At 70.4% G+C, this 19,546-nt stretch carries 17 protein-coding genes; 6 read left to right on the top strand and 11 right to left on the bottom strand.

Features of this window, described 5'->3' with window-relative positions:
* Positions 1–698 precede the first annotated feature (698 nt).
* Together AB0O01_RS36050 and AB0O01_RS36045 are read left to right on the top strand one after the other, a co-directional pair.
* Positions 699–953, top strand: coding sequence for a hypothetical protein (locus tag AB0O01_RS36050; RefSeq protein ID WP_365320288.1), 255 nt, complete (start codon positions 699–701; stop codon positions 951–953).
* A gap of 572 nt (positions 954–1,525) precedes the next feature.
* On the top strand, positions 1,526–3,178 hold the full coding sequence (locus AB0O01_RS36045) for an NAD(P)/FAD-dependent oxidoreductase (RefSeq protein WP_365320287.1): 1,653 nt from the start codon (positions 1,526–1,528) through the stop codon (positions 3,176–3,178).
* 324 nt (positions 3,179–3,502) lie between these two features.
* Here AB0O01_RS36045 and AB0O01_RS36040 read toward each other — a convergent pair whose 3' ends face one another.
* The 3 genes from AB0O01_RS36040 to AB0O01_RS36030 all read right to left on the bottom strand — a co-directional run bounded on the left by AB0O01_RS36040 (position 3,503) and on the right by AB0O01_RS36030 (position 4,761).
* Positions 3,503–3,805: a hypothetical protein gene (locus AB0O01_RS36040; RefSeq protein WP_365320285.1), complete on the bottom strand. Its 303-nt coding sequence runs from the start codon at positions 3,803–3,805 to the stop codon at positions 3,503–3,505.
* Positions 3,806–3,945: 140 nt separating this feature from the next.
* Positions 3,946–4,164 (bottom strand): hypothetical protein, encoded by a 219-nt coding sequence (locus AB0O01_RS36035; protein WP_365320283.1) that lies wholly within the window; start codon positions 4,162–4,164, stop codon positions 3,946–3,948.
* A gap of 3 nt (positions 4,165–4,167) precedes the next feature.
* Positions 4,168–4,761: a hypothetical protein gene (locus tag AB0O01_RS36030; protein WP_365320281.1), complete on the bottom strand. Its 594-nt coding sequence runs from the start codon at positions 4,759–4,761 to the stop codon at positions 4,168–4,170.
* A 277-nt stretch (positions 4,762–5,038) separates the two neighbouring features.
* On the opposite strand from AB0O01_RS36030, the gene AB0O01_RS36025 reads away from it, so the two are divergent.
* Positions 5,039–5,281, top strand: a complete 243-nt coding sequence (locus AB0O01_RS36025; protein ID WP_365320279.1) for a hypothetical protein — start codon at positions 5,039–5,041, stop codon at positions 5,279–5,281.
* Positions 5,282–5,412: 131 nt separating this feature from the next.
* Here the strand turns inward: AB0O01_RS36025 and AB0O01_RS36020 are convergent, their stop codons facing one another.
* Positions 5,413–6,423, bottom strand: coding sequence for a helix-turn-helix domain-containing protein (locus tag AB0O01_RS36020; protein ID WP_365320277.1), 1,011 nt, complete (start codon positions 6,421–6,423; stop codon positions 5,413–5,415).
* A 379-nt stretch (positions 6,424–6,802) separates the two neighbouring features.
* Positions 6,803–7,177: a peptidase inhibitor family I36 protein gene (locus AB0O01_RS36015; protein WP_365320275.1), complete on the bottom strand. Its 375-nt coding sequence runs from the start codon at positions 7,175–7,177 to the stop codon at positions 6,803–6,805.
* Positions 7,178–7,633: 456 nt separating this feature from the next.
* Here AB0O01_RS36015 and AB0O01_RS36010 point away from each other — a divergent pair, with 456 nt between their 5' ends.
* The 3 genes from AB0O01_RS36010 (at position 7,634) to AB0O01_RS36000 (ending at position 11,360) form a co-directional block, all read left to right on the top strand.
* On the top strand, positions 7,634–8,668 hold the full coding sequence (locus AB0O01_RS36010) for an iron ABC transporter substrate-binding protein (protein ID WP_365320274.1): 1,035 nt from the start codon (positions 7,634–7,636) through the stop codon (positions 8,666–8,668).
* A gap of 125 nt (positions 8,669–8,793) precedes the next feature.
* Positions 8,794–10,284, top strand: a complete 1,491-nt coding sequence (locus AB0O01_RS36005) for an iron ABC transporter permease (RefSeq protein WP_365320290.1) — start codon at positions 8,794–8,796, stop codon at positions 10,282–10,284.
* Positions 10,281–11,360: an ABC transporter ATP-binding protein gene (locus AB0O01_RS36000; RefSeq protein ID WP_365320272.1), complete on the top strand. Its 1,080-nt coding sequence runs from the start codon at positions 10,281–10,283 to the stop codon at positions 11,358–11,360. Before AB0O01_RS36005 ends, AB0O01_RS36000 begins: the two co-directional genes overlap by 4 nt.
* 151 nt (positions 11,361–11,511) lie before the next feature.
* Here the strand turns inward: AB0O01_RS36000 and AB0O01_RS35995 are convergent, their stop codons facing one another.
* From AB0O01_RS35995 to AB0O01_RS35970, 6 genes are all read right to left on the bottom strand, one after another.
* A complete protein-coding gene (locus AB0O01_RS35995) occupies positions 11,512–12,972 on the bottom strand; it encodes an APC family permease (RefSeq protein WP_365320270.1) in 1,461 nt (486 codons plus the stop codon).
* 92 nt (positions 12,973–13,064) lie between these two features.
* On the bottom strand, positions 13,065–14,534 hold the full coding sequence (locus AB0O01_RS35990) for an aldehyde dehydrogenase family protein (protein WP_365320269.1): 1,470 nt from the start codon (positions 14,532–14,534) through the stop codon (positions 13,065–13,067).
* Positions 14,535–14,872: 338 nt separating this feature from the next.
* On the bottom strand, positions 14,873–15,976 hold the full coding sequence (locus AB0O01_RS35985) for a zinc-binding dehydrogenase (protein ID WP_365320268.1): 1,104 nt from the start codon (positions 15,974–15,976) through the stop codon (positions 14,873–14,875).
* On the bottom strand, positions 15,973–17,277 hold the full coding sequence (locus AB0O01_RS35980; protein ID WP_365320266.1) for an aminotransferase class III-fold pyridoxal phosphate-dependent enzyme: 1,305 nt from the start codon (positions 17,275–17,277) through the stop codon (positions 15,973–15,975). Before AB0O01_RS35980 ends, AB0O01_RS35985 begins: the two co-directional genes overlap by 4 nt.
* The gene (locus tag AB0O01_RS35975) at positions 17,274–18,290 is read right to left on the bottom strand and encodes a transketolase C-terminal domain-containing protein (protein WP_365320264.1); all 1,017 of its coding nucleotides are present in this window, start codon (positions 18,288–18,290) and stop codon (positions 17,274–17,276) included. Before AB0O01_RS35975 ends, AB0O01_RS35980 begins: the two co-directional genes overlap by 4 nt.
* Complete coding sequence (locus AB0O01_RS35970) at positions 18,287–19,114, bottom strand: transketolase (RefSeq protein ID WP_365320263.1); 828 nt, start codon at positions 19,112–19,114, stop codon at positions 18,287–18,289. The genes AB0O01_RS35975 and AB0O01_RS35970 overlap by 4 nt, the downstream gene beginning before the upstream one ends.
* Positions 19,115–19,546: the final 432 nt, after the last annotated feature.

Raw genomic sequence — 19,546 nt, 5'->3', positions numbered from 1 at the left:
TCACCGAGCTGCCTGTCCAGCTCCCGCTGCGGAACCGACAGATACTCCAGCATCAGCTTCGGATCCAGATTCGGCATCTCCGAACCCGTCAGCACGAGGAACAGACCATTCAGCTCATCCGAAACCATGCGAAAACCGCGCCCCATCCTCTCGAAGCACCCGCGTCAGGACCTCCGCCGTCACCGGCCCGTACCGACCGACCGGACACGGCCCGTGCCCGGACAGCTCTCAGTCCCGCGGACACGGGGGAGTTGCCGGAACAGTTGCAGACGGATGCTCCGCTCTCTGCCTGCCAGCCCTCCAAGGCTAGTTCCGTGACCAACCGGCACAGGCCACGACCGCGGTGTCGGTGACAACGGGCAGCGTCTCTGCATTTCCGGGTAGTTCCCATGTGCACATCTATGAAGCAACTATGTTCAGAGACAGCAAAGTTGATGGGGTGTCATCGGCGGGCAGTCCAGCCGCACCACAGTCCCGGAGCCAGCGGCACCGCGTCCGCCGGACCTGGTGGGCCGACGGTTCGCCGCGCCCGTCCGAAGTCTCTTGTGAATATGGGTAGTTGGTGGATCAGTCGATGTGGTGGTTTGAGGTCTGCTGCTCTGCCTGTGGGCGGATTGGGGCGTGATTCTGGGGCGGGGCGGCGTATCCGTCGTCCTGCGCGCAGTGCGGGCGATCCCGCAACCTGTGAAGGAGTAGACATGGCGACGTACAACACGGAGTTCCACACCGGTGGGGGCGGATGGCAGGCGGACCGGCCGCTGACCCTCTCGATCGCCAATCGCGGCGATGTCGTTCCCGTCCACGGGGCTCCCTCGACCGGCACGACGGTGACCTGGTCCGGCGAGGAGGGCAAGGGCAGCGTGACGTTCTTCGACGACGGCAACTCGTTCTCGGGGACGGCCCAGTTCCCGGGTGAGGGGCCGGTCGAATACCGGGGGACGCTGGCTTCCTGATCCGCTGACACGGGCCGTGCGCGGCGGACCGCTCCACCGAGGGCGGGGCGCCGGTCTCGCGCGGGCCTTTCGTCATGGCGAAGCCCCGGCCGGTGTCCCGGTCCGGGGCTTCGCGCGTGTCTGGTGTGCGCCCCCGACCGCCAGAGGCGCCGGCAGCCCAATCCCGCTGCCCCGGCAGGACGCCTCCGAAGAACCGCGCGAAGAAAGTCGACGACCGCTCGGGCGACATTCTCCGCCACGTACAGCCCAGTCCACATACGAACGGCCGGACCACACCCCAGCCCTCCCCAGCCCTCCCCTGCGAGGCCAGGGCGGCGCGCCCGCCCGACGCCCCGCGACGGCCGCCGACATTTCAGGACACGAAGGCAGACAGGTCGACCCCATCCGATTTCGGCAGGGACTGATCAGCGCAACTCCGGGAAAGACTGGTCGAGATACCTGAGGCCGAGCGGCCGGCGACCCTGATCCCGCTCTCAGGAAGCAAAGGGACCACGCGTTGCCCGACGGCACCCGGCGACCGACAACGCCCGGTTCCTGAACCCTCCGTACGCGCTCGAAGTGAAGGAGCCAGGATGACCACCTCAGAGGAAACGTCCTTACCGGCGGCGGATCACGCGACAGACGAGGAGCGCGTCGAGGTGGACGCCGTCATTCTCGGCGCCGGCGTCGCCGGGCTCCACCAACTGCACCTGCTGCGCCGCCGGGGACTGCGCGTGCTGGTCTTCGACAAGGCCGGTGACGTGGGCGGGACCTGGTGGTGGAACCGCTATCCCGGTGCCCGCTTCGACAGCGAGTCCCACGTCTACCAGTACATGTTCGACGAGGAGCTCTACAAGGGCTGGAACTGGACCGAGAGGTTCCCCGGACAGCCCGAGATCCAACGCTGGACCCGGTACGTCGCGGACCGGCTGGACCTGCGGGGCCACATCCGGTTCTCGACGACGATCACCAGCGCGGTGTTCGACGAGGACCGCAGCCGCTGGACGGTGCGCACCGACCGCGGTGACATCGTCGACACGCAGTTCTTCGTCAGTTGCGCCGGACCGCTCTCCGCACCCCTGGACCATGTCTTCGAGGGACAGAACAGCTTCTCCGGCGACATCCTGCACACCGCGAAATGGCCGGCCGAGGGCGCCGACCTGACCGGCAAACGCATCGGAGTCGTCGGCACCGGCGCCACCGGCATCCAGGTGATCCAGACCATCGCCGGAAGGGGCCGGCACCTCACCGTCTTCGCACGTACGCCGCAGTACGTGATCCCGATGAAGAACCGCGTCTACGGCGAGGAGCAGCAGACCGCCTACAAGGCCCGCTTCGACGAAGTCAGCTCGGCCGTCCGGCAGACCTTCGCCGGATTCGACTTCGACTTCGCACACGTCTGGGCCGAGTACACCCCGCAACGGCGCCGCGAGGTGCTGGAAGAGCTCTACGCGGACGGCTCGCTGAGGCTCTGGGTGGGCGGATTCGCCGACCTCTTCTTCCAGCGCGAGGTCAACGACGAGATCTCGGAGTTCGTCCGCAACAAGATGCGCGCCCGCCTCGGAGACGACCGGCTCGCCGACATCCTGGTCCCCTCCGACTACGGCTTCGGCACCCGCCGGGTCCCCCTCGAGGACAACTACCTCGAGGTCTACCACCGCCCGGACGTCGAACTGGTCAGCATCCGGGACAACCCGATCGCACGCATCGTCCCGGAGGGCATCGTCCTCAGCGACGGCACCGTCCACGAACTCGACATCATCGTGCTGGCCACGGGCTTCGACGCCGCCACCGGCTCGCTGACCCGCATCGACGTGCGGGGACGGGACAACCGCAGCCTCGCCGAGGACTGGGGCCGCGACATCCACACCCTGATGGGCCTGGGCATTCACGGCTACCCGAACCTGTTCACCATCGGAGCCCCCCTGGCACCGTCGGCCGCGCTGTGCAACATGCCGACCTGCACACAGCAACAGGCCGAATGGATCAGCGACGCCATCACACACGTCAGAACCCAGGGCGCCGCCACGATCGAGGCCACCAAGGAAGCCGAGGACGCCTGGATCGAACATCACGAGCAGACCGCCGCCGCGACACTCATCCCCAGCACCGATAGCTGGTACACGGGATCCAACGTGACCGGCAAACCACGGCGCTTCCTCTCCTACACCGGCGGCGCGGGGGCCTATCGGCAGAAGTGCCACGAGGTCGCCACCAGCGGCTACCCCGGATTCACCATCACCTGACCGGCAACCGAAGCACCGAAGCACCGGAACCCGCTCACTCACCCGCTCGCCCACCGGCCGTCCGGTTGCGTTACCCACCCAGCCCCCACCGGCCGTCCGGTTGCGCTTCCCACCCGGCCGACGGCCGACCCTCCCCATCGCGGCCCGGTACCGGCTCCTCCACCGAGGCCGCGTGACCGTCAGACAGAACGAACCCAGATTCACCGCCCGCCCCCAGCAGCGCCGTGCGCGCCCGGACCGGGGGCGGGCCGCGTCGTCGCTATCCCCTTCAGGGATCTCGCACCAGAGCTGTCAGACATGGCCGAGGGGTGCTTCCACGCACTCTCACGAGGAAGCGTTCGCCGTCCGGGCCGTGATCAGGTCGGCCAGCCGCAGCCCGTGCTCGTCGGCCAGGACCACCGTGGTCATCTCGGGTCCTGCCTCGACCGTGCGGACCCGGATGCGGTGAACGGCACGCAGGCTCACGTCGATCGCCCGGGGGTCCACTCCCAGCAGCGCCGCCAGACCCGCGGCCGAGCCAGGGTCCATCCGCACCCGGACAGCACGCCGCGGAGCCTGGTCCACCACCGCCGCCAGACCGGCCTCGCCGAGCGCCCATCGCAGCATGATCACCGGCTCGTTCGTCATACCGGCTGTCCCTTCCTGGGTTCCCCGACCGCCGAAGCCGAGGACCGCACCCGCTGTACGTCCCTCCGAGTGGCTCTCCGGCCCGGATGTCGCTCCACCGAGCCTACCGGCCTCAGCCAAGGGACCGACTGGCGGATCGATCATCGATCCCAGGGCGCGTTCCAGATTGCCACGATGAAATGCACCGCGAACTCCGCCAGAAGCAGCCCCAGTTGGAGCACGATCTTCTGCTCAGGTTGCCGGTGGGGAAGCACCAGGTGCTCGCACATAAACACCGCTTCCAGGGAGGGCATCTGATGACCCGTCAGTGGCAGTAACACGCCCGGCTCCGGATGGGCGGCCTTGCCCGTGCCGCGCACCGCTCAGAGGGCGGCGGGCGCCTGGGTGCGCGCCGGGTTCCCCTCGTAGGGCACTTCGCAGCTCAGCCGCCAGGGCTTGTGGCCGGACGCCTCGCAGGTCGCCCACAGCCGCAGGGGTCTGCCCTCGTGCTCGGTCCGCCAGCGTCGTTCGCCGTCCGCGCCCTCGTACCATTCGGGCCTCATGCTGGGATCGATCGCCAGCCGGGTCCGGTCGTCGGCGTCGAAGGTGACCGGGCCGGCGTCCCGGCCGTGCCGGAACTGGAACGGGCCCCAGATGACCCGGTCCCGCATCTCGCGCGTGTAGCTTCCCGCCAGGATGGCGTCCTGGGAGCGGTCGCGGTCGTCGCGGACCGTCAGCCGCACCTGGAGCAGGCCCAGTTCGGCGGGTCCCAGGAACCGGGCGTGGAGAATCTGGTTGTCCGCGTCGACCCGGAATTCCAGACGTGGTGTCAGCTCGCGGTGCCAGCGGTCGCGTTCGATCTGGGCGACGGAGGCCGCCGTCCGGTTGGCGTCCCGCGAGGAGCGCCACGACGCGACGGCCGCAGCGCCACTGAGGGCCGCCGCGATGGCTGCTATGGATGTGTCTGCGATACCCATGCCCGACTGTAGCGGGCGAGGGCGAGGGCGAGGCGGAGCTTGCCCCGGACGATGTTCGGGAGCCGCGCCCTGGACCGGCGCAGCACCGACGCGGCACCGATGCAGCGCATGGCCTGCCACTCGCTTCCGGTCACTCATATCCAACTGACCCGTCACCCACCGTCAACGACATCCGCCGTCCGGCTCGGGATGCTTGGCACAAGCGAACGCCCTTGACCGGCGAACCGGACTGGTCAGGATCTGGGCGGCTCACTCGGACCACAGCCAAGGAGAATCGATGCGTACACGAAGCCGGCTCGCCAGTGTTCTTCTGGGAACCGCGCTGCTGGTCGGTGGCGTTGTCACCACCTCGCAGGCGGCACCCGGAACGACGGCGCGCACCACAGGGGTCCAGGCGTGGATTCCCTTCGCGACCTACCGTACCTGGGCCGCCTGCCAGGCGGCCGGCAGCGGCTCCGCCAACGAGTGGAAGTGCGAGCAGAACCCCAATGGCCGGTGGACCCTCTACCTGTGGGTCTAGGGGCGTGTCCGACGCCCTAGTCCGATGCCGAGCGCCTCGGCCCGTGCCGCGGTGCTCGGACCGGCCACCCGACCGGGACGCCTCGGTGAACCGCTGACCGACCGCCGAGGAAACACGCCGCGGGTTGGGGACTACTCGCGCCCGGTACGCGCGGATCGGCGTGTGCCGGGTGCGAGCGCGCAGCGCCGGTAGTCCCTGGGCGGCAGCCCGTAGGTGACACGGAACAGGCGGCTGAAGTGTGCCTGGTCCGTGAAGCCCCAGCGTCGTGCGATATCGCGGATCGTCTCGTTCCACAGGTAGGGATTGGCCAGGTCGACGCGGCACCTCTCCAGCCGCTGCCGACGAATCCACTCGGCGATACCGATGCCGTCGGCCGAGAACAGGCGGTGCAGGGAGCGGAGGGAGATGTGATGGGCATCGGCAACAGTCCGGGGAGTGAGCAAAGGGTCGCCGATGTGACGGGCCGTGAATTCGTAGACGGCGGTCCTCAGCGCCGCCTGCGCGGCATGGGGTGACAGCGAGTCGCAGGTGTCCGTCACCTGGCTGAGAACCGACGAGAGAAGGCTGACGGTGACCTCGGCGAGCGCCGGTGTGTCCGCGGGGGCGAATTCATCGCCACGGGCCATGACATCCCCCAGCCAGCGCGTGAGCGTCCCTCCCATGCCCTGGTCGACGGGGATCGCCGTGGCGAGCGTGCGCCGGACGACCTGCGTGGACAAGGGGATCAGACTGCGAGGTACCTGCACCACGAGGGGCTTGTGCACCTGGGCGGCGTCGGCGAAGACTCCCTGGAAGGGGACCGAACTGTCCACCAGCACCAGCTCTCCGGCACGTATGCGGGTGTCGTGTTTCCCGGAGGAAACACCCCCTTCGCCGCGGGTCATCAGCAGGGCGTAGAGAACCTCGGGGTCGTGCTGCCGGACGAGCCTCGCGGTGCGGGCGACCTCCAGGTGAGGGAACGTCAGCGCGGAGATCTGAAGGCTGCCGAGGTCGAGCGCACGCATCCTCGCGCTGAACGACTCCTCCTGATCACTGCGGAACTGATTGGGCACATGCCACTGACCGGCCACTTCCTGGAACTGGGCACGCCGCTCCCGGGGGTCGACGGCATCGGTGCTGAACTCGGTCACCAGGCGGCTCATCACACCGCCTCGTGATGAGCCAGCCTGATACAGAAACGATCGGTCACGGTGTCGTCCATGGATGACTCGGGCAGGCGGGGCAGTCCGTTCCTGGCGCCGCCGATGGGGCTCCCCACGGCCGACTGCGCCGTCACCGCCCCCGGGACGCGGACACGCGACCAGTGCCGTACGTCGCGGTGCCGGGTGCCAGTACCGGGTGCCAGTATCGGAAGGCGGGTGGGGCGCCACAAGATGCGCGCAGCAGGGTTGGCCGACATCGGACCGGGCATTCGAGCCATCCGCCACCAGCCCACCCCGATGCCGGCCCGTTCGCGTCAGCCGGGCCCGGGAGCCGGATCGCCGTGCCGAGGTCGGCTCGCCGGCGGCGGCCGGTCCTCCGCTAGAAGAAGTCGCAGCGGACCGACGACGCGGTGTCGTTCTCGCTGGGGAGCAGGTTGACGCGATAGCCGTTGCGCATCTCGTGACCGCCGCCGGAATCCAGCCCGTTGTTCCACCACATGCAGGTCACGCCGCTGTTATTGGACCAGGACGACAACTGGTCGTTGAAGCCGTAGTTCGCCAGCGAGTACAGCTCGGTGCGCGACGACAGGGCGATGCCGCCGCCGGAGAAGTCATAGTCCCGGAACAGGCACAGGCGCCCTGCCGGGCAGTCCGAGCCGGAGAAGGTGGTGACGGGCGCGGCGTGCGCCGGCGCGGTGCCGGTCGCGAGGGCCGCCAGGGCCAGCGAAGCAGTGAGAAGGGCGGAACGGAGCACAAGTGTCCTCTGGTGGGCGCGGGCTGAGCGGGCAGCCGCCAGCATCGCGCGACGCCTCACCCGCACCGGCACGCCACGCCTGGTCACCCGGCCGGGGCGCCTGCCCTGTCACCCTTCCGGCGGGCGGCCGGAGCCAGGGCCGGGGCCTGTGCCGCCGGTCTCCCGCCCGGCCGACCTCACCCTCCGCTTCCGCGGCTGCCTGTGACTGAACCGGGCTCCGGCGCATCCGCTTCCGGCATCCTCACCTGCGGAAACGGCCCCTGAGCGTGAGGTGGCGCTCACCGAGCCATCCCCGGCCCCGTCCCTCACCTCTCTCCGCCCCCTCAGATGCACATTCGTTACACGTCTCCACGAACCAGTAGATCAGCAGAGTTAAAAGTTAGGTTAACCTCAGCTACCTTACTTCTTTATTGGAAAGGCTTTGCCATGTCATGGTCCAGTCCCGGTCGTGCCCGCGTGCTTGCCGTCACGGCGCTCTCCCTCCCCTTCCTCGCCGCCTGTGGCGGGGAGTCGGAGAGTGAGGGGACCGGTGCGGGTGGCGGGGCCGAGACGTCGGGGGCGGAGAGTTCCAGCCTTGTCGTCTACTCGGGGCGCAGTGAAGAGCTGATCGCTCCCCTGCTGAAGGACCTGGAGAAGGCCACCGGGGCCGAGGTGGAGGTGCGCTACGGCGACAGTGCCGAACTCGCCGCCCAGCTCCTTGAGGAGGGGGACCGGACGAAGGCCGATCTCTTCTTCTCGCAGGACGCCGGTGCCCTGGGCGCACTCGGCGCGAGCGGGCGCCTCGCGGAGCTGCCGCAGAAGTCCCTGGACGAGGTGGCCGACGTGTTCCGGGCCGAGGACGGCACCTGGGTCGGTGTCTCGGGCCGCGCCCGGGTGATCGCGTACAACGCCGACAAGGTCAAGGACGCGCCCGTCTCCGTGGACGAGCTGACGAAGCCGGAGTGGAAGGGCAAGGTCGCGTACGCCCCGACGAACGCCTCGTTCCAGGCGTTCGTCACCGGGATGCGGGTCATCAAGGGCGACGACGCCACCCGCACCTGGCTCAAGGACTTCAAGGCCAACGATCCGCAGGTGTTCGAGAAGAACGGCGCGGTCCTCGACGCCGTCGACGCGGGTGACGCGGAACTCGGCCTCATCAACCACTACTACTGGTACGAGAAGGCCGCCGAGGTCGGCGAGGACAAGCTGAAGGCCAAGCTCAGCTTCCCCACCAAGGGTGACCCCGGCGCGCTCGTGAACGTCGCCGGAGTCGGCGTCCTCAAGGGCACGGACGCCGCGGCCACCGCCCAGAAGGCCGTGGACTTCCTGCTGTCGAAGCAGGGGCAGACCTACTTCGCCGACGAGACGCACGAGTACCCGCTCGCCGCGGGCGTCGCCGGCAACAGCGAGCTGCCCGTGCTCGCCTCGATCGGCACCCCCGAGATCGACCTCAGCAAGCTCGAATCCCTCGATGTGACCCTGGAGATGCTCCAGGAAGCCGGGATGGTCTGACCGACGTGAAAGCACCCGGTTCCCGGGCGCGCGACGGCCGGGTCCCCCTCACGGCCCCCCGCGGCAGCGGGACCCGGCAGACAGGGCGGACCCGGCGGCGCGGCGGGGCGCGGCGCCGCCCTCCCGTGGCGCTGCTCCTCGCCGCCTCCCTCGCCGTCGTCGTCGCCCTGCTGCCGCTGCTCTACCTCGGCATCCGCGCCCTCGAACGCGGCCCCGCCTTCGCCTGGGACATCGTCACCGGGGAGCGCGTCGCCGCACTGCTGCTGCGCAGCCTGGGCCTGGCGGCGGTGGTCGTCACGGCGAGCCTGGTCATCGGCATCTCACTGGCCTGGCTGACCACCCGCACCGCGCTGCCCGGGGCCCGGCTGTGGGCCGTGCTGGCGACGCTGCCCCTGGCGGTGCCGAGCTATGTCGCCGGTTTCACCTGGATCTCGGCCAGCGACGCACTGGCCGGGTTCACGGGCGCCGCGCTCGTCCTCACCCTCGTGAGCTACCCCTACGTGTACCTGCCGGTCACCGCCGTGCTGCGGCGCATGGACCCCGCGCAGGAGGAGGCCGCCCGTTCCCTCGGCCACGGGCCCGTCGCCGTGTTCCGCCGGGTCGTCCTGCCGCAACTGCGGCCCGCGGCGGCGGGCGGTGGGCTGCTCGTCGCGCTGTATGTGCTCTCCGACTTCGGCGCGGTCTCGATCATGCGCTACGAGACCTTCACCCGCGCCATCCACACCTCGTACAAGGCGAGCTTCGACCGGACCCCGGCCGCCGCGCTCAGCGTCGTCCTCGTGCTGCTCACCGTCGCTCTGGTGGCGGGCGAGTCACGGACCCGCGGCCGGGGCGTGCACTTCCGTACCGGCGGTGGCGCGGCCCGTACCGCGCGGCGGGTCCCCCTCGGAGCCTGGCGGTGGCCCGCGCTGGCCTGGTCCGCGGCGGTCGCCGCCGCCGGTGTCGCCTTCCCGGTCGGCACCCTCGGATACTGGCTGACGGTGGGCAACTCACGCACCTGGGAGCCCGGTCTCCTCCTGGAGACCACCGGCAACACCGTCCTCGTCGCCTCCCTGGGCGCCGCCGCGACCGTCCTCCTCGCCCTGCCGGTCGGCGTGCTCGCCGCCCGCCACCGCACCCGGGGCGCCCGGCTGCTGGAACAGGCCGCCTACGCGGGCCACGCCATCCCCGGCATCACGGTCGCCCTCGCCATGGTCTTCCTCGCCGTCCGCTACGCCTACCCCCTCTACCAGGAACTGCCGCTGCTGGTCGCCGCCTACACCGTGCTCTTCCTGCCCGTCGCCGTCGCGAGCACCCGCGCGGCCGTCCTCCAGGCGCCGCCTGTCCTGGAGGACGTGGCCCGCTCGCTGGGCTCAGGACCGTTCACCGCGCTGCGCCGGGTCACCGTGCCCCTGGCCACCCCGGGCATCGCCGCGGGCGCCGCTCTCACCTTCGTCGTCGGCATGAAGGAACTGCCCGCGACGCTGCTGCTCCGCCCGACCGGCATGGACACCCTCGCCACCCGCCTGTGGACCGAGACCGCGACCGCCTCCTACGCCGCCGCCGCTCCCTACGCCGCGGTACTGATCGCGGTCGCCGCCGTCCCCTCCTACCTGCTCGGAAGGCACCGCCCATGACCGACCTGCGCATCACCGGGCTGACCGTCTCCTACGACCCGCAGCGACCGGTGATCGACGGGCTCGACCTGACCGTGCCGGCCGGCTGTCTGGCCGCCGTGCTCGGGCCGTCCGGCTGCGGGAAGACCACCATGCTGCGGGTCGTCGCCGGGTTTCTGCGCCCCGACTCCGGCACCGTGGACATCCGCTCCCGGACCATGACCGGGCCGGGTCACCATGTGCCCCCCGAGAAGCGGCGCGTCGGCATCGTTCCGCAGGAGGGCGCGCTCTTCCCCCATCTGAGCGTCGCCCGCAACATCGCCTTCGGCCTGCCGCGCGGCGCGTCGGCGGCCCGCCGGAGCCGGGTCGGCGAACTGCTGGAACTGGTCGGCCTCAGCGGATACGGCGACCGGATGCCGCACGAACTCTCCGGCGGCCAGCAGCAGCGCATCGCCCTGGCGCGGGCCCTGGCACCGAGCCCGGCGATCGTGCTCCTCGACGAACCGTTCAACGCCCTGGACAGTGCCCTGCGGGCCGGTATCCGTGACGATGTGCGCGCCGCGCTGGCCGCCGCCGGCGCCACGGGCGTCCTCGTCACCCACGACCAGGAGGAGGCTCTCTCCAGCGCGGACCTGGTCGCGGTGATGCGCGACGGCCGGGTCGTGCAGTGCGGCACACCCCAGGAGGTCTACCGCAGGCCCGCCGACCTGTGGACGGCCTCCTTCGTCGGCGACGCCGTCCGGATGCCGGGTACGGCACGAGGAGTGACGGCGGCCACGGCGCTGGGCGACATACCGCTGCACACACCCGTCTCCGGCGGTGCGGGCGTCGCCGTCCTGCGGCCCGAGCAACTCACCCTGACACCCGGCGCCGACGACCCCGGCGGCATCACGGCGACCGTCCGGTCCGTCGCCTTCCACGGGCACCACAGCATGGTGAGCGTCTCGGTGCCGGGGATCGAAGGAGCGGTGACGGCACGCGTCCTCGGGCCCGCGACGGCGGCGCCGGGGGAGAGCGTCACCGTCACGGTGTCCGGCGGGGCCATGTGGCAGCCGCAGCCGCAGCCGCAGCCGCGCCCGCAGGAGCACGAGCACTGACCGGGACGGGAGGGGGCGATACCGGAGGCAACGCCACAGTCGTTCCGCGGCCCCTCGGACGCCCTCGTCCAGTGCCCCGCACACGTCCTCGCCCTGTGTCCGTCACACCGCCCTCGTCCAGCGCCCCGCGCACCTCCTCACCCAGCCCCCGTCATCCCTCCTCGTCCAGCGCCCGGTACCGGCCGGGACGGCTCCGCCGCAGCCGTTCCGCGACGGCGACCCCCAGGGCGAACGTCACGGCGATGACCCCGCCCAGCACGATCGCGTTGGTGGTGCTTCCGACCAGCAGCGGGAAGTTCTTGATGACCAGCACCATGATCACGACGAGCCCGACGAACGCCAGCCCCGGTGCGATCACCGCCTGCCACAGGCTGGGCCTCCGGGCCTTCGTCAGGAAGAACACGATCACGGCCAGGCTGGTCATCGCCATCAGCGCTATCAGACCGAGCGTCGACGCGCCGGAGAACCACAGGTAGATCTGCGCGATCGGATCCCAGCCCAGCACCGCGACCGCCACCATCGCGGTCAGGGAGACCGTGCTGAAGGCCAGCGACGACCGTGACGGGGTGCGGTGCCGGGCGTCGACCTCGGCCATGGCGCGCGGCAGCAGACCCTTGCCCGCCAGCGTGAACTGGTAGCGGGTGATGACATTGTGGAACGACAGCACACAGGCGAAGAAGCTGGTCACCAGCAGTACCTGGATCACATCGGTCAGGATCGGAGAGACATAGCTGACCGCCAGGTCCTGCACGACACTCTCCGGTTCCGCCGAGGCCCTCTCGACGGCGTTGCCGATGCCGAGTCCCTGCACCACCGCCCACGCCGAGATCGCGTAGAACACACCGATGAACAGCACCGCGATGTAGGTGGCGCGCGGAATGGTGCGGTCGGGATCCCGTGCCTCGTTGCGGAACACCGCGGTCGCCTCGAAGCCGATGAAACAGAAGAACGCGAACATCAGACCGAGACTCGGCGCCCCCGCCGCGAACTCGGACGGCGACAGCGGCGCGGAGCTGAACCCGCCGTCCCCACCACGGCTGATGATCCCGACGTTGACGATCACCACGGCGAGCGTCTCCGCGACCAGCAGCAGCCCCAGCACCTTCGAACTCAGCTCGATGTCCCGATAGCCGAGGAACCCGACGATCAGCACCCACCCGATGGCGCAGCCCCACCACGGCACATCCAGGTGAACGGAGGCCAGCAGCTTGGCCGTGGCCACCCCGAGATAGGCGTAGAGCCCGATGAGCATCACGCCGTACGACCCCAGTGCCAGCGCAGCCGCACCGACGCCGACATGTCTGCCCAGTCCGCGCTGGATGTAGGAGTAGAAGGCGCCGGCGTTCGGTACGTAGGTGCTCATCGAGGTGAAGCCGACGGAGAACAGCGCCAGGATGATCGTCGCCAGGAGGAAGAACTGCGGTGCGGCGGTGCTGCCGCTGACCGAGACGATGATCGGCACACTGGCGGTCACCACGGCCAGGGGTGCCGCGGCGGCGACGACCATGAACACGATGGAACCGACGCCGAGCCCGCGGTGCAGCCCGGCCGCGCCATCGGGCGGGGGAACCATGGCGGTGGCCTGGGGCGGGGAATTCGGTGAGGTGGTCATGTGGGTGACTTCCTGACGAAGGGGGTGGGGTGAGGAGGACTCCGGGGCCGATGCGATCGGGCGATCGATACTGTTGACTCTGTTGAGTCTGGTCAGTCCTGGGTCATGACTCCGCGGAGCACGATGCTCTTGACCTGGGTGAATTCGTCCAGGGTGTAGGCGATGCCCTCCCTGCCGATGCCGCTCTTCTTGTATCCGCCGAACGCGGCCACGTCCGGACGGTAGGCGTTGCCCCCGTTGACCGAGACGATGCCCGCCTTGATACGGCGCCCGGCCCTGATGGCCTGCTTGAGATCGGCGGTGAACACCGCGGCATTGAGCCCGAACTGCGAGGCATTGGCGATCTCGATCGCCTCGTCGAGCCCGTCGACCGCCAGCACCGAGAACACCGGGCCGAAGATCTCCTCGTCGGTGGCGATACCGACACTCGTGTCGATCTCCAGCAGCGCGGGCGTGATGAACGCGCCGTCGCGGGTGCCGCCGACCAGCAGGCGCGCGCCCTGCGCCACCGCCTCCTGGATCTGCCGCTCCACCTCACGGGCGGCGTCGACGCTGATCAGCGGCCCGACATCGGTGTTCTCGTCGGTCTGGTCACCCACCCGCAGGGCCGCCACCCTCGCGCGCAGGGCGGTGAGGAAGGCGTCGTAGCGGGAGCGCGCCACCATGATGCGCTTGGTGGCGACACACACCTGCCCGTTGGCGTAGATCCGCCCCGCGACGGCATGCTCGACCGCCGCGTCCAGGTCGGCGTCGTCGCAGACGATGAAGGCGTCGTTGCCGCTCAGCTCCAGGAACACCCGCACCACATTGCGGCCGGCGTTGGCCGCGATGACCGAGCCGACCTCGGTGCTGCCCGTGAAGGTGACCGCGGCGATGGCGGGGCTCTTCGACAGATGGTCACCGACCACGGCGCCGTACCCGGTCACCAACTGGAGCGCGGCGCCGGGGACGCCCGCCCGGTGCAGGATCCCGGTCAGCAGGATCGTGGTGACGGGGTCGTCCTCCGGCGGCTTCACCACGATCGCGTTGCCCGCCGCCAGGGCGGCGCCGACCTTGTGGGCGAACAGTTCGGCGGGGAAGTTGAACGGCAGGATGCCCACCAGGACACCGAGCGGCTCCCGGACGGTGATCATCAGGTCGGACTGGAGGCCCTGCTGGATGTCGAGGGGGACGGTCTGCCCGAACAGCCGCAGTGACTCCTCGGCGAAGCCCTCGAAGATCCGGGCGGTGGTGTCGATCTCCAGGGTGGCGTGGGCGAGGGTCTTGCCGTTCTCGGCGGACAGCACCGCGCTGAGTTCCTCGCGCCGGGCGCGGATCTGCGCCGCCGCGGCCTTGAGGATCGCCGCCCGCTCGAACGCCGGGGTGGCGGACCAGACCTCGGCGCCGTCCCGCGCCGCGTCGAGAGCGGCCTGCGCGTCGGCCGCGGTGCCGGCGGGGACAGTGCCGATGACGGCGCCGTCGTACTTGTCGCGGACCTCGATGACCTCGCCGGACGCGCTGTCGCGGTCCTGTCCCGCGATCGACATCCGGTACCGGACGAGGGTCTCTGTCTCGGTGCTCATGGGTGGGTGGGCTCCTCTCGGGGGCGCGGCGCGGCGCCGCGTGGGTTCGGTGGGGGATGAGTGGGGTGGGAAGGTGGTGCTGGGGATGGTTTCGTGATCCCTCGCGGCATGTGTGCCGACTATGATGCAGATCACTTTTGTCCGGCGAGCGATATCCGAAGATCGTGCCGAGGGTGGTCGGGAATCTTCGATGATCTTCGGTCCCCCGCTGACGCGGATCCGCTCCGCTCCGAACGTTCTTCGGTCCGGGTCCCGCCGACAGCGGAAGCCGGGAGCGGCGGGACGCCCGTGGGGGAGTGCGGGGAATCCGGGGAGCCCGGGGAATCCGGCCGGGTCGGTCAGAACACGATCACCTGCCGGACGGCCAGCCCGTCCGCGAGCAGGTCCATCGCCTCGTTGATCCGGCCCAACTCGATCCGCGACGAGATGAGCTTCTCCACCGGCAGTCTCCCCTCCCGCCACATCTGCGCGTAGCGGGGTATGTCGCGGGACGGCACGGCGGAGCCGAGATAGCTGCCGACGACGGTCCTGGCCTCGGCGGTGACGGTCAGCGGGGACAGGGTCGCGCGCGCGGCCGGGGAAGGCAGCCCGACGGTGATCGTCGTGCCGCCCGGCCGGGTGGCGGTGAAGGCGGTCTCGAACGCGCTGGGGTGTCCGGCGCATTCGATGACGTACCGGGCCTTGATGCCCAGCCGCTCGACCTGCGCCGGGGTGTAGGTCTCGGTGGCGCCGAGATCGGTCGCCCGGTCGAGCTTCGCGTCGAGGGTGTCGACGGCGACGATCCGTTCGACGCCCAGTGCCTTCGCCGTGATGAGCGCGGCCATCCCCACGCCGCCGAGCCCGACGACCATCACCGGGTCCGACGGCGCCGGTTTCGCGACGTTGAGCACGGCGCCGCCGCCCGTGAGGACCGCGCACCCGAGCACCGCGGCGACCTCGGGCGGGATGTCGTCCCCGACCGCGACGACCGACGCCCGGTCGACCACGGCATGCGTCGCGAACGCGGACACACCCAGGTGATGGTGGACGGTCCCGGCGCCCCGGCGCAGAGGGCGCGACCCGTGCAGCAGGGTGCCCGCGCCATTGGCGGCCGTGCCCGCCGAGCAGGGCAGGCGGCCGTCCTCCGCGCACGCCTCGCACCGCTCGCAGCGGGGCATGAACGTCATCACCACCCGCCGGCCCGGCACGATGTCGGTGACCGCCGCACCCGTGGCCACGACGGTGCCGGCGGCCTCGTGGCCGAGCAGCATCGGGGTGGGCCGCGGGCGATGCCCCTCGACCACGCTCAGATCCGAATGGCACACACCCGCCGCCGCGACCTTGACGAGCAGCTCGGTCGGCCCCGGTTCACCGAGGTCGACGTCGCCGACCGTGATCGGCCGGGACTCCGCGAACGGCCGCGCCCGCCCGGATTCCTCCAGTACCGCCCCGGTGATCCTCATCGGCGGGTGAGCGCCGCGAACGCCCCGTCGGTGCGCTCCAGGGCCTCGTCGATGTCGGCATCGGTGTGGGAGGCCCCGACGAACCAGTTGTGGTACGGGTGCACATACACCCCGCGCGCACCGGCCTCGTCGGTCCAGCGCCGGGTCAGGGTGAAGTCGTCGTCACCGGCGAACCGCAGCAGCGGCATCTGCACCGGACCCGACTGGATCACCTCGAAGCCATGCGCCGACGCCTGTGCGGCGAGCCCCTCGCGCAGCCGCAGCCCGGCCCGCGCGATCCGCTCCAGCGCGTCGGTCTCGCGCAGCTCGGTGAGCGTGGCGACGGCCGCCGCCATCGAGGCCGCGGAGAACCAGAACGAGCCCGTCGCGTAGATCCGGCTCGCCGCGTCCCGCAGCGCGTCGGTGCCGGTGACCGCCGCCAGCGCGTACCCGTTGGCGATGGCCTTCGACCAGGCCGACAGGTCGGGCCGCACCCCCATCGGCTCCCAGCTCCCCGCGAGGTCGAGGCGGAAGCCGCACCGCACGTCGTCCAGGATCAGAGCGGCACCCGTACGGTCGCACAGCTCCCGCAGCCCGCGGGCGAACCGGGGGTCGGTCAGCTCCTGGTCGCGGTGCACATCCTGCCGGTGCGGGCAGACGATCACGGCGGCCAGGTCGTCACCGGCCCGCGCCGCGGCGGCCCGCACCGACTCCAGGTCGTTGAACTCGAAGTAGTCGAGATGCGCGCGGTCCTCGGGGGTGACCCCTTCGGTGACGGGCGTGCACCACGGCGCCGCACCGTGATAGGCGCCCCTGGCCATCAGCACCCTGCGCCGTCCGGTCGCCGCCCGCGCGATCGTCACCGACATGGTGGTGGCGTCGGTGCCGTTCTTGGCCAGCAGCGCCCAGTCGGCGTGGGCGACGGTGTCGACCAGCAGCTCGGCGAGTTCCACCATCACCGGCGCCGCGCCGTTGAGGCAGTCACCCCGCCCGAGCTGCTCGGCCACCGCCCGCTGCACCGCGGGATGGCGGTGCCCGAGCACGACCGGGCCCCACCCGCACAGGAAGTCGAGATAGGTGGTGCCGTCGGTGTCGGTGACCCGGCAGCCGTCGCCGGAGGCCATGTACTGCGGCAGCGTGTCCGAGAAGCCCCGCACGGCCATGTGCCCGTAGATCCCGCCGGGGACCACCGCCCGCGCCCGCGCGGCCAGACCGGCGTCATTCCCGCCCATCGCCCCGCTCATCGTCCTGGTCGCCTTCATCGTCTGCGTCTGCGTCTGCGTCTGCGTCTTCTGCGTCGGTGTCTTCGTCGTCTTCGTCATCGGAGCAACTCCTTGGCGACCTCCGCGATACCGGGGGCGTCGAGACGGTACGTGGCGTACAGCGCGGCGGGCGGACCGACGGGGATGTACTCGTCGGGCACACCGTGCTTGCGGAACGGCACCGCGCGCGCCCCGGCCTCGAACAGCGCCTCCGCGACGGCCGTGCCGAGCCCGTTGGTGACGTTGTGCTCCTCGACGGTCAGGACGGCGCCGGTCTCGCAGGCCGCGGCCAGCACCTCCTCGACGTCCAGCGGGGCCACGGTGTGCATGTCGACGACACGGGCGTCGATGCCCTCCGCCGCGAGGGACTCCGCCGCGTCCAGGGCGGGCTTGACCTCGCTGCCGGTGGCCACGATCGTCAGGTCCGTGCCCTCACGGAGCCGGATCGCCCTGCCCAGGGTGAGATCGGGGACATCGGCGTAGACCTCGGGATCGCGCCCGCGGCCGAGCCGGATGTACATGGCGCCGGGATGGTCCACCGACGCCCGCAGCACCGCCCGCAGATGGTTCTCGTCGGTCGCGCACACCACCGTCAGATCGGCGAACGTGCGCAGGACACCGAGGTCCTCCAGGGCATGGTGACTGGTGCCGTAGAACCCCATCGACATACCGGAGTGGTGGCCGACGATACGCACCGGCATCCGCGGATAGGCGCAGTCGGTGCGGATCTGCTCCGCGCACAGCAGCGCCGAGAACGAGGCGAACGTCGCGGCGAACGGCACATAGCCGCAGGACGCGATGCCCGCCGCGGTGGTGATCATGCCCTTCTCGGCGATGCCCAGATTGAAGAAGCGCGCCGGGTGCCGCGCGGCGAAGTCGGTGGCCCGGTTCGCACTGGCGAGATCGGCGGTGAGCACGACGATCCGGGGGTCGCTGTCGGCGAGTTCGGCCAGCTCCTCGCCGAAGACGAACGCCGGTATGGAGCTGGTGTCGCTGCCGTCGAAGGAGCGCTTGTCGCGCAGCTCGGTGGCGCCGCCGCCGAAGATCTCCGCCTGGTCCTGGGTCGTGGTCACTGTGCTGCCTCCAGCGGTCGCAGGCCCGCCTGTAGTTCCGCGATCACGTTGTCGTAGTCGGCGCCGACGAGATTGCCGACGTGCCAGTCGGGGTTGTACTCCATGAGCCGCACACCACGGCCCTTCACCGTGTCCGCCACGATGAGCTGTGGCGGGCCGTCCTGCGCGTCGGGCAGCGCGTCGAAGACATCGAGCACGGCGTCGGGGTCATGGCCGTCGACCCGGTGGGTCTCCCAGCCGAACGCGCGGAACCGGTCCTCGATCGGCTCGACGCTCATCACATCGTCGGTGAAGCCGTCGATGCACAGCTTGTTCCGGTCGACGATCGCGACGAGCCGGCCGAGCCGGTAGTGACCGGCGGCGTTGGCCGCCTCCCACACCTGGCCCTCGTGCAGCTCACCGTCGCCGAGCATGCAGAAGGTCCGGTACGGACGGCCGCCGACCCGCCCGCCCAGCGCCATGCCGACGGCGATCGACAGCCCATGGCCGAGCGAACCCGAACTGAAGTCGATGCCCGGGATCTTCTTCATGTCGGGGTGGTCGCCGAACGGGCTGCCCAGGCGGGTGTAGGTGTCGAGTGCGGACGGGGCGAAGAAGCCCACGTCGGCCAGCACCGGGTACAGCCCGATCGCGGCGTGCCCCTTGCTGAGCACGAACCGGTCCCGGTCCGCCCACCCGGGCTCCCCCGGCCTGTAGTTGAGCACGCCGTAGTAGAGGGCGGCGAACAGCTCCGCGGCCGAGAACGACGAGGTGTAGTGGCCCGCCCCGGCGATCCTGGACAGCCGCACCGTTTCCAGCCGGATGAACTTCGCGCGGTCGGCCAACCGGTCGAGCCACGCCTTCCGTTCGGACGTGCCCTTTGCCGGAATCGCTGGAGTCGCTGGAATCTCCGGAATCGCTGGAGTCGCTGAAGTCACTGGACTTGCTGGACTTGCTGGAGTTGCTGGGATTGCAGGAATCACTGGCTTGCTGCTCCCTTGCAGGGTTGTGACGGCTCCGGGGTGAGGGTGACCGGTGGCGGCCTCACCGCATCGCGGCCCGGCGTGGTGCGGCCCGGCACGGGTGGGCCCGCCGACCACCCGTCCCGGGGTGACCTGACACCATGCTGGGAGAACGTTCGCCGGAGCGCCGCAAGGTCTGAACATTCTTCGGACACACGCTTGACTCGGGCAGATTCTTCACCCAGGGTCGACGTTGCCTGGGCGCCTCCGAATGTTCTGCCGCCTCGCGGACGGACCGCGACCCGTCGGCCCAGG

Source organism: Streptomyces sp. NPDC093252 (assembly GCF_040683675.1).
In the GTDB taxonomy this organism is placed as follows: Bacteria; Actinomycetota; Actinomycetes; order Streptomycetales; family Streptomycetaceae; genus Streptomyces.
Note: the sequence above shows the minus strand (reverse complement) of the source record. Positions and strands in the feature narration are given on the sequence as shown.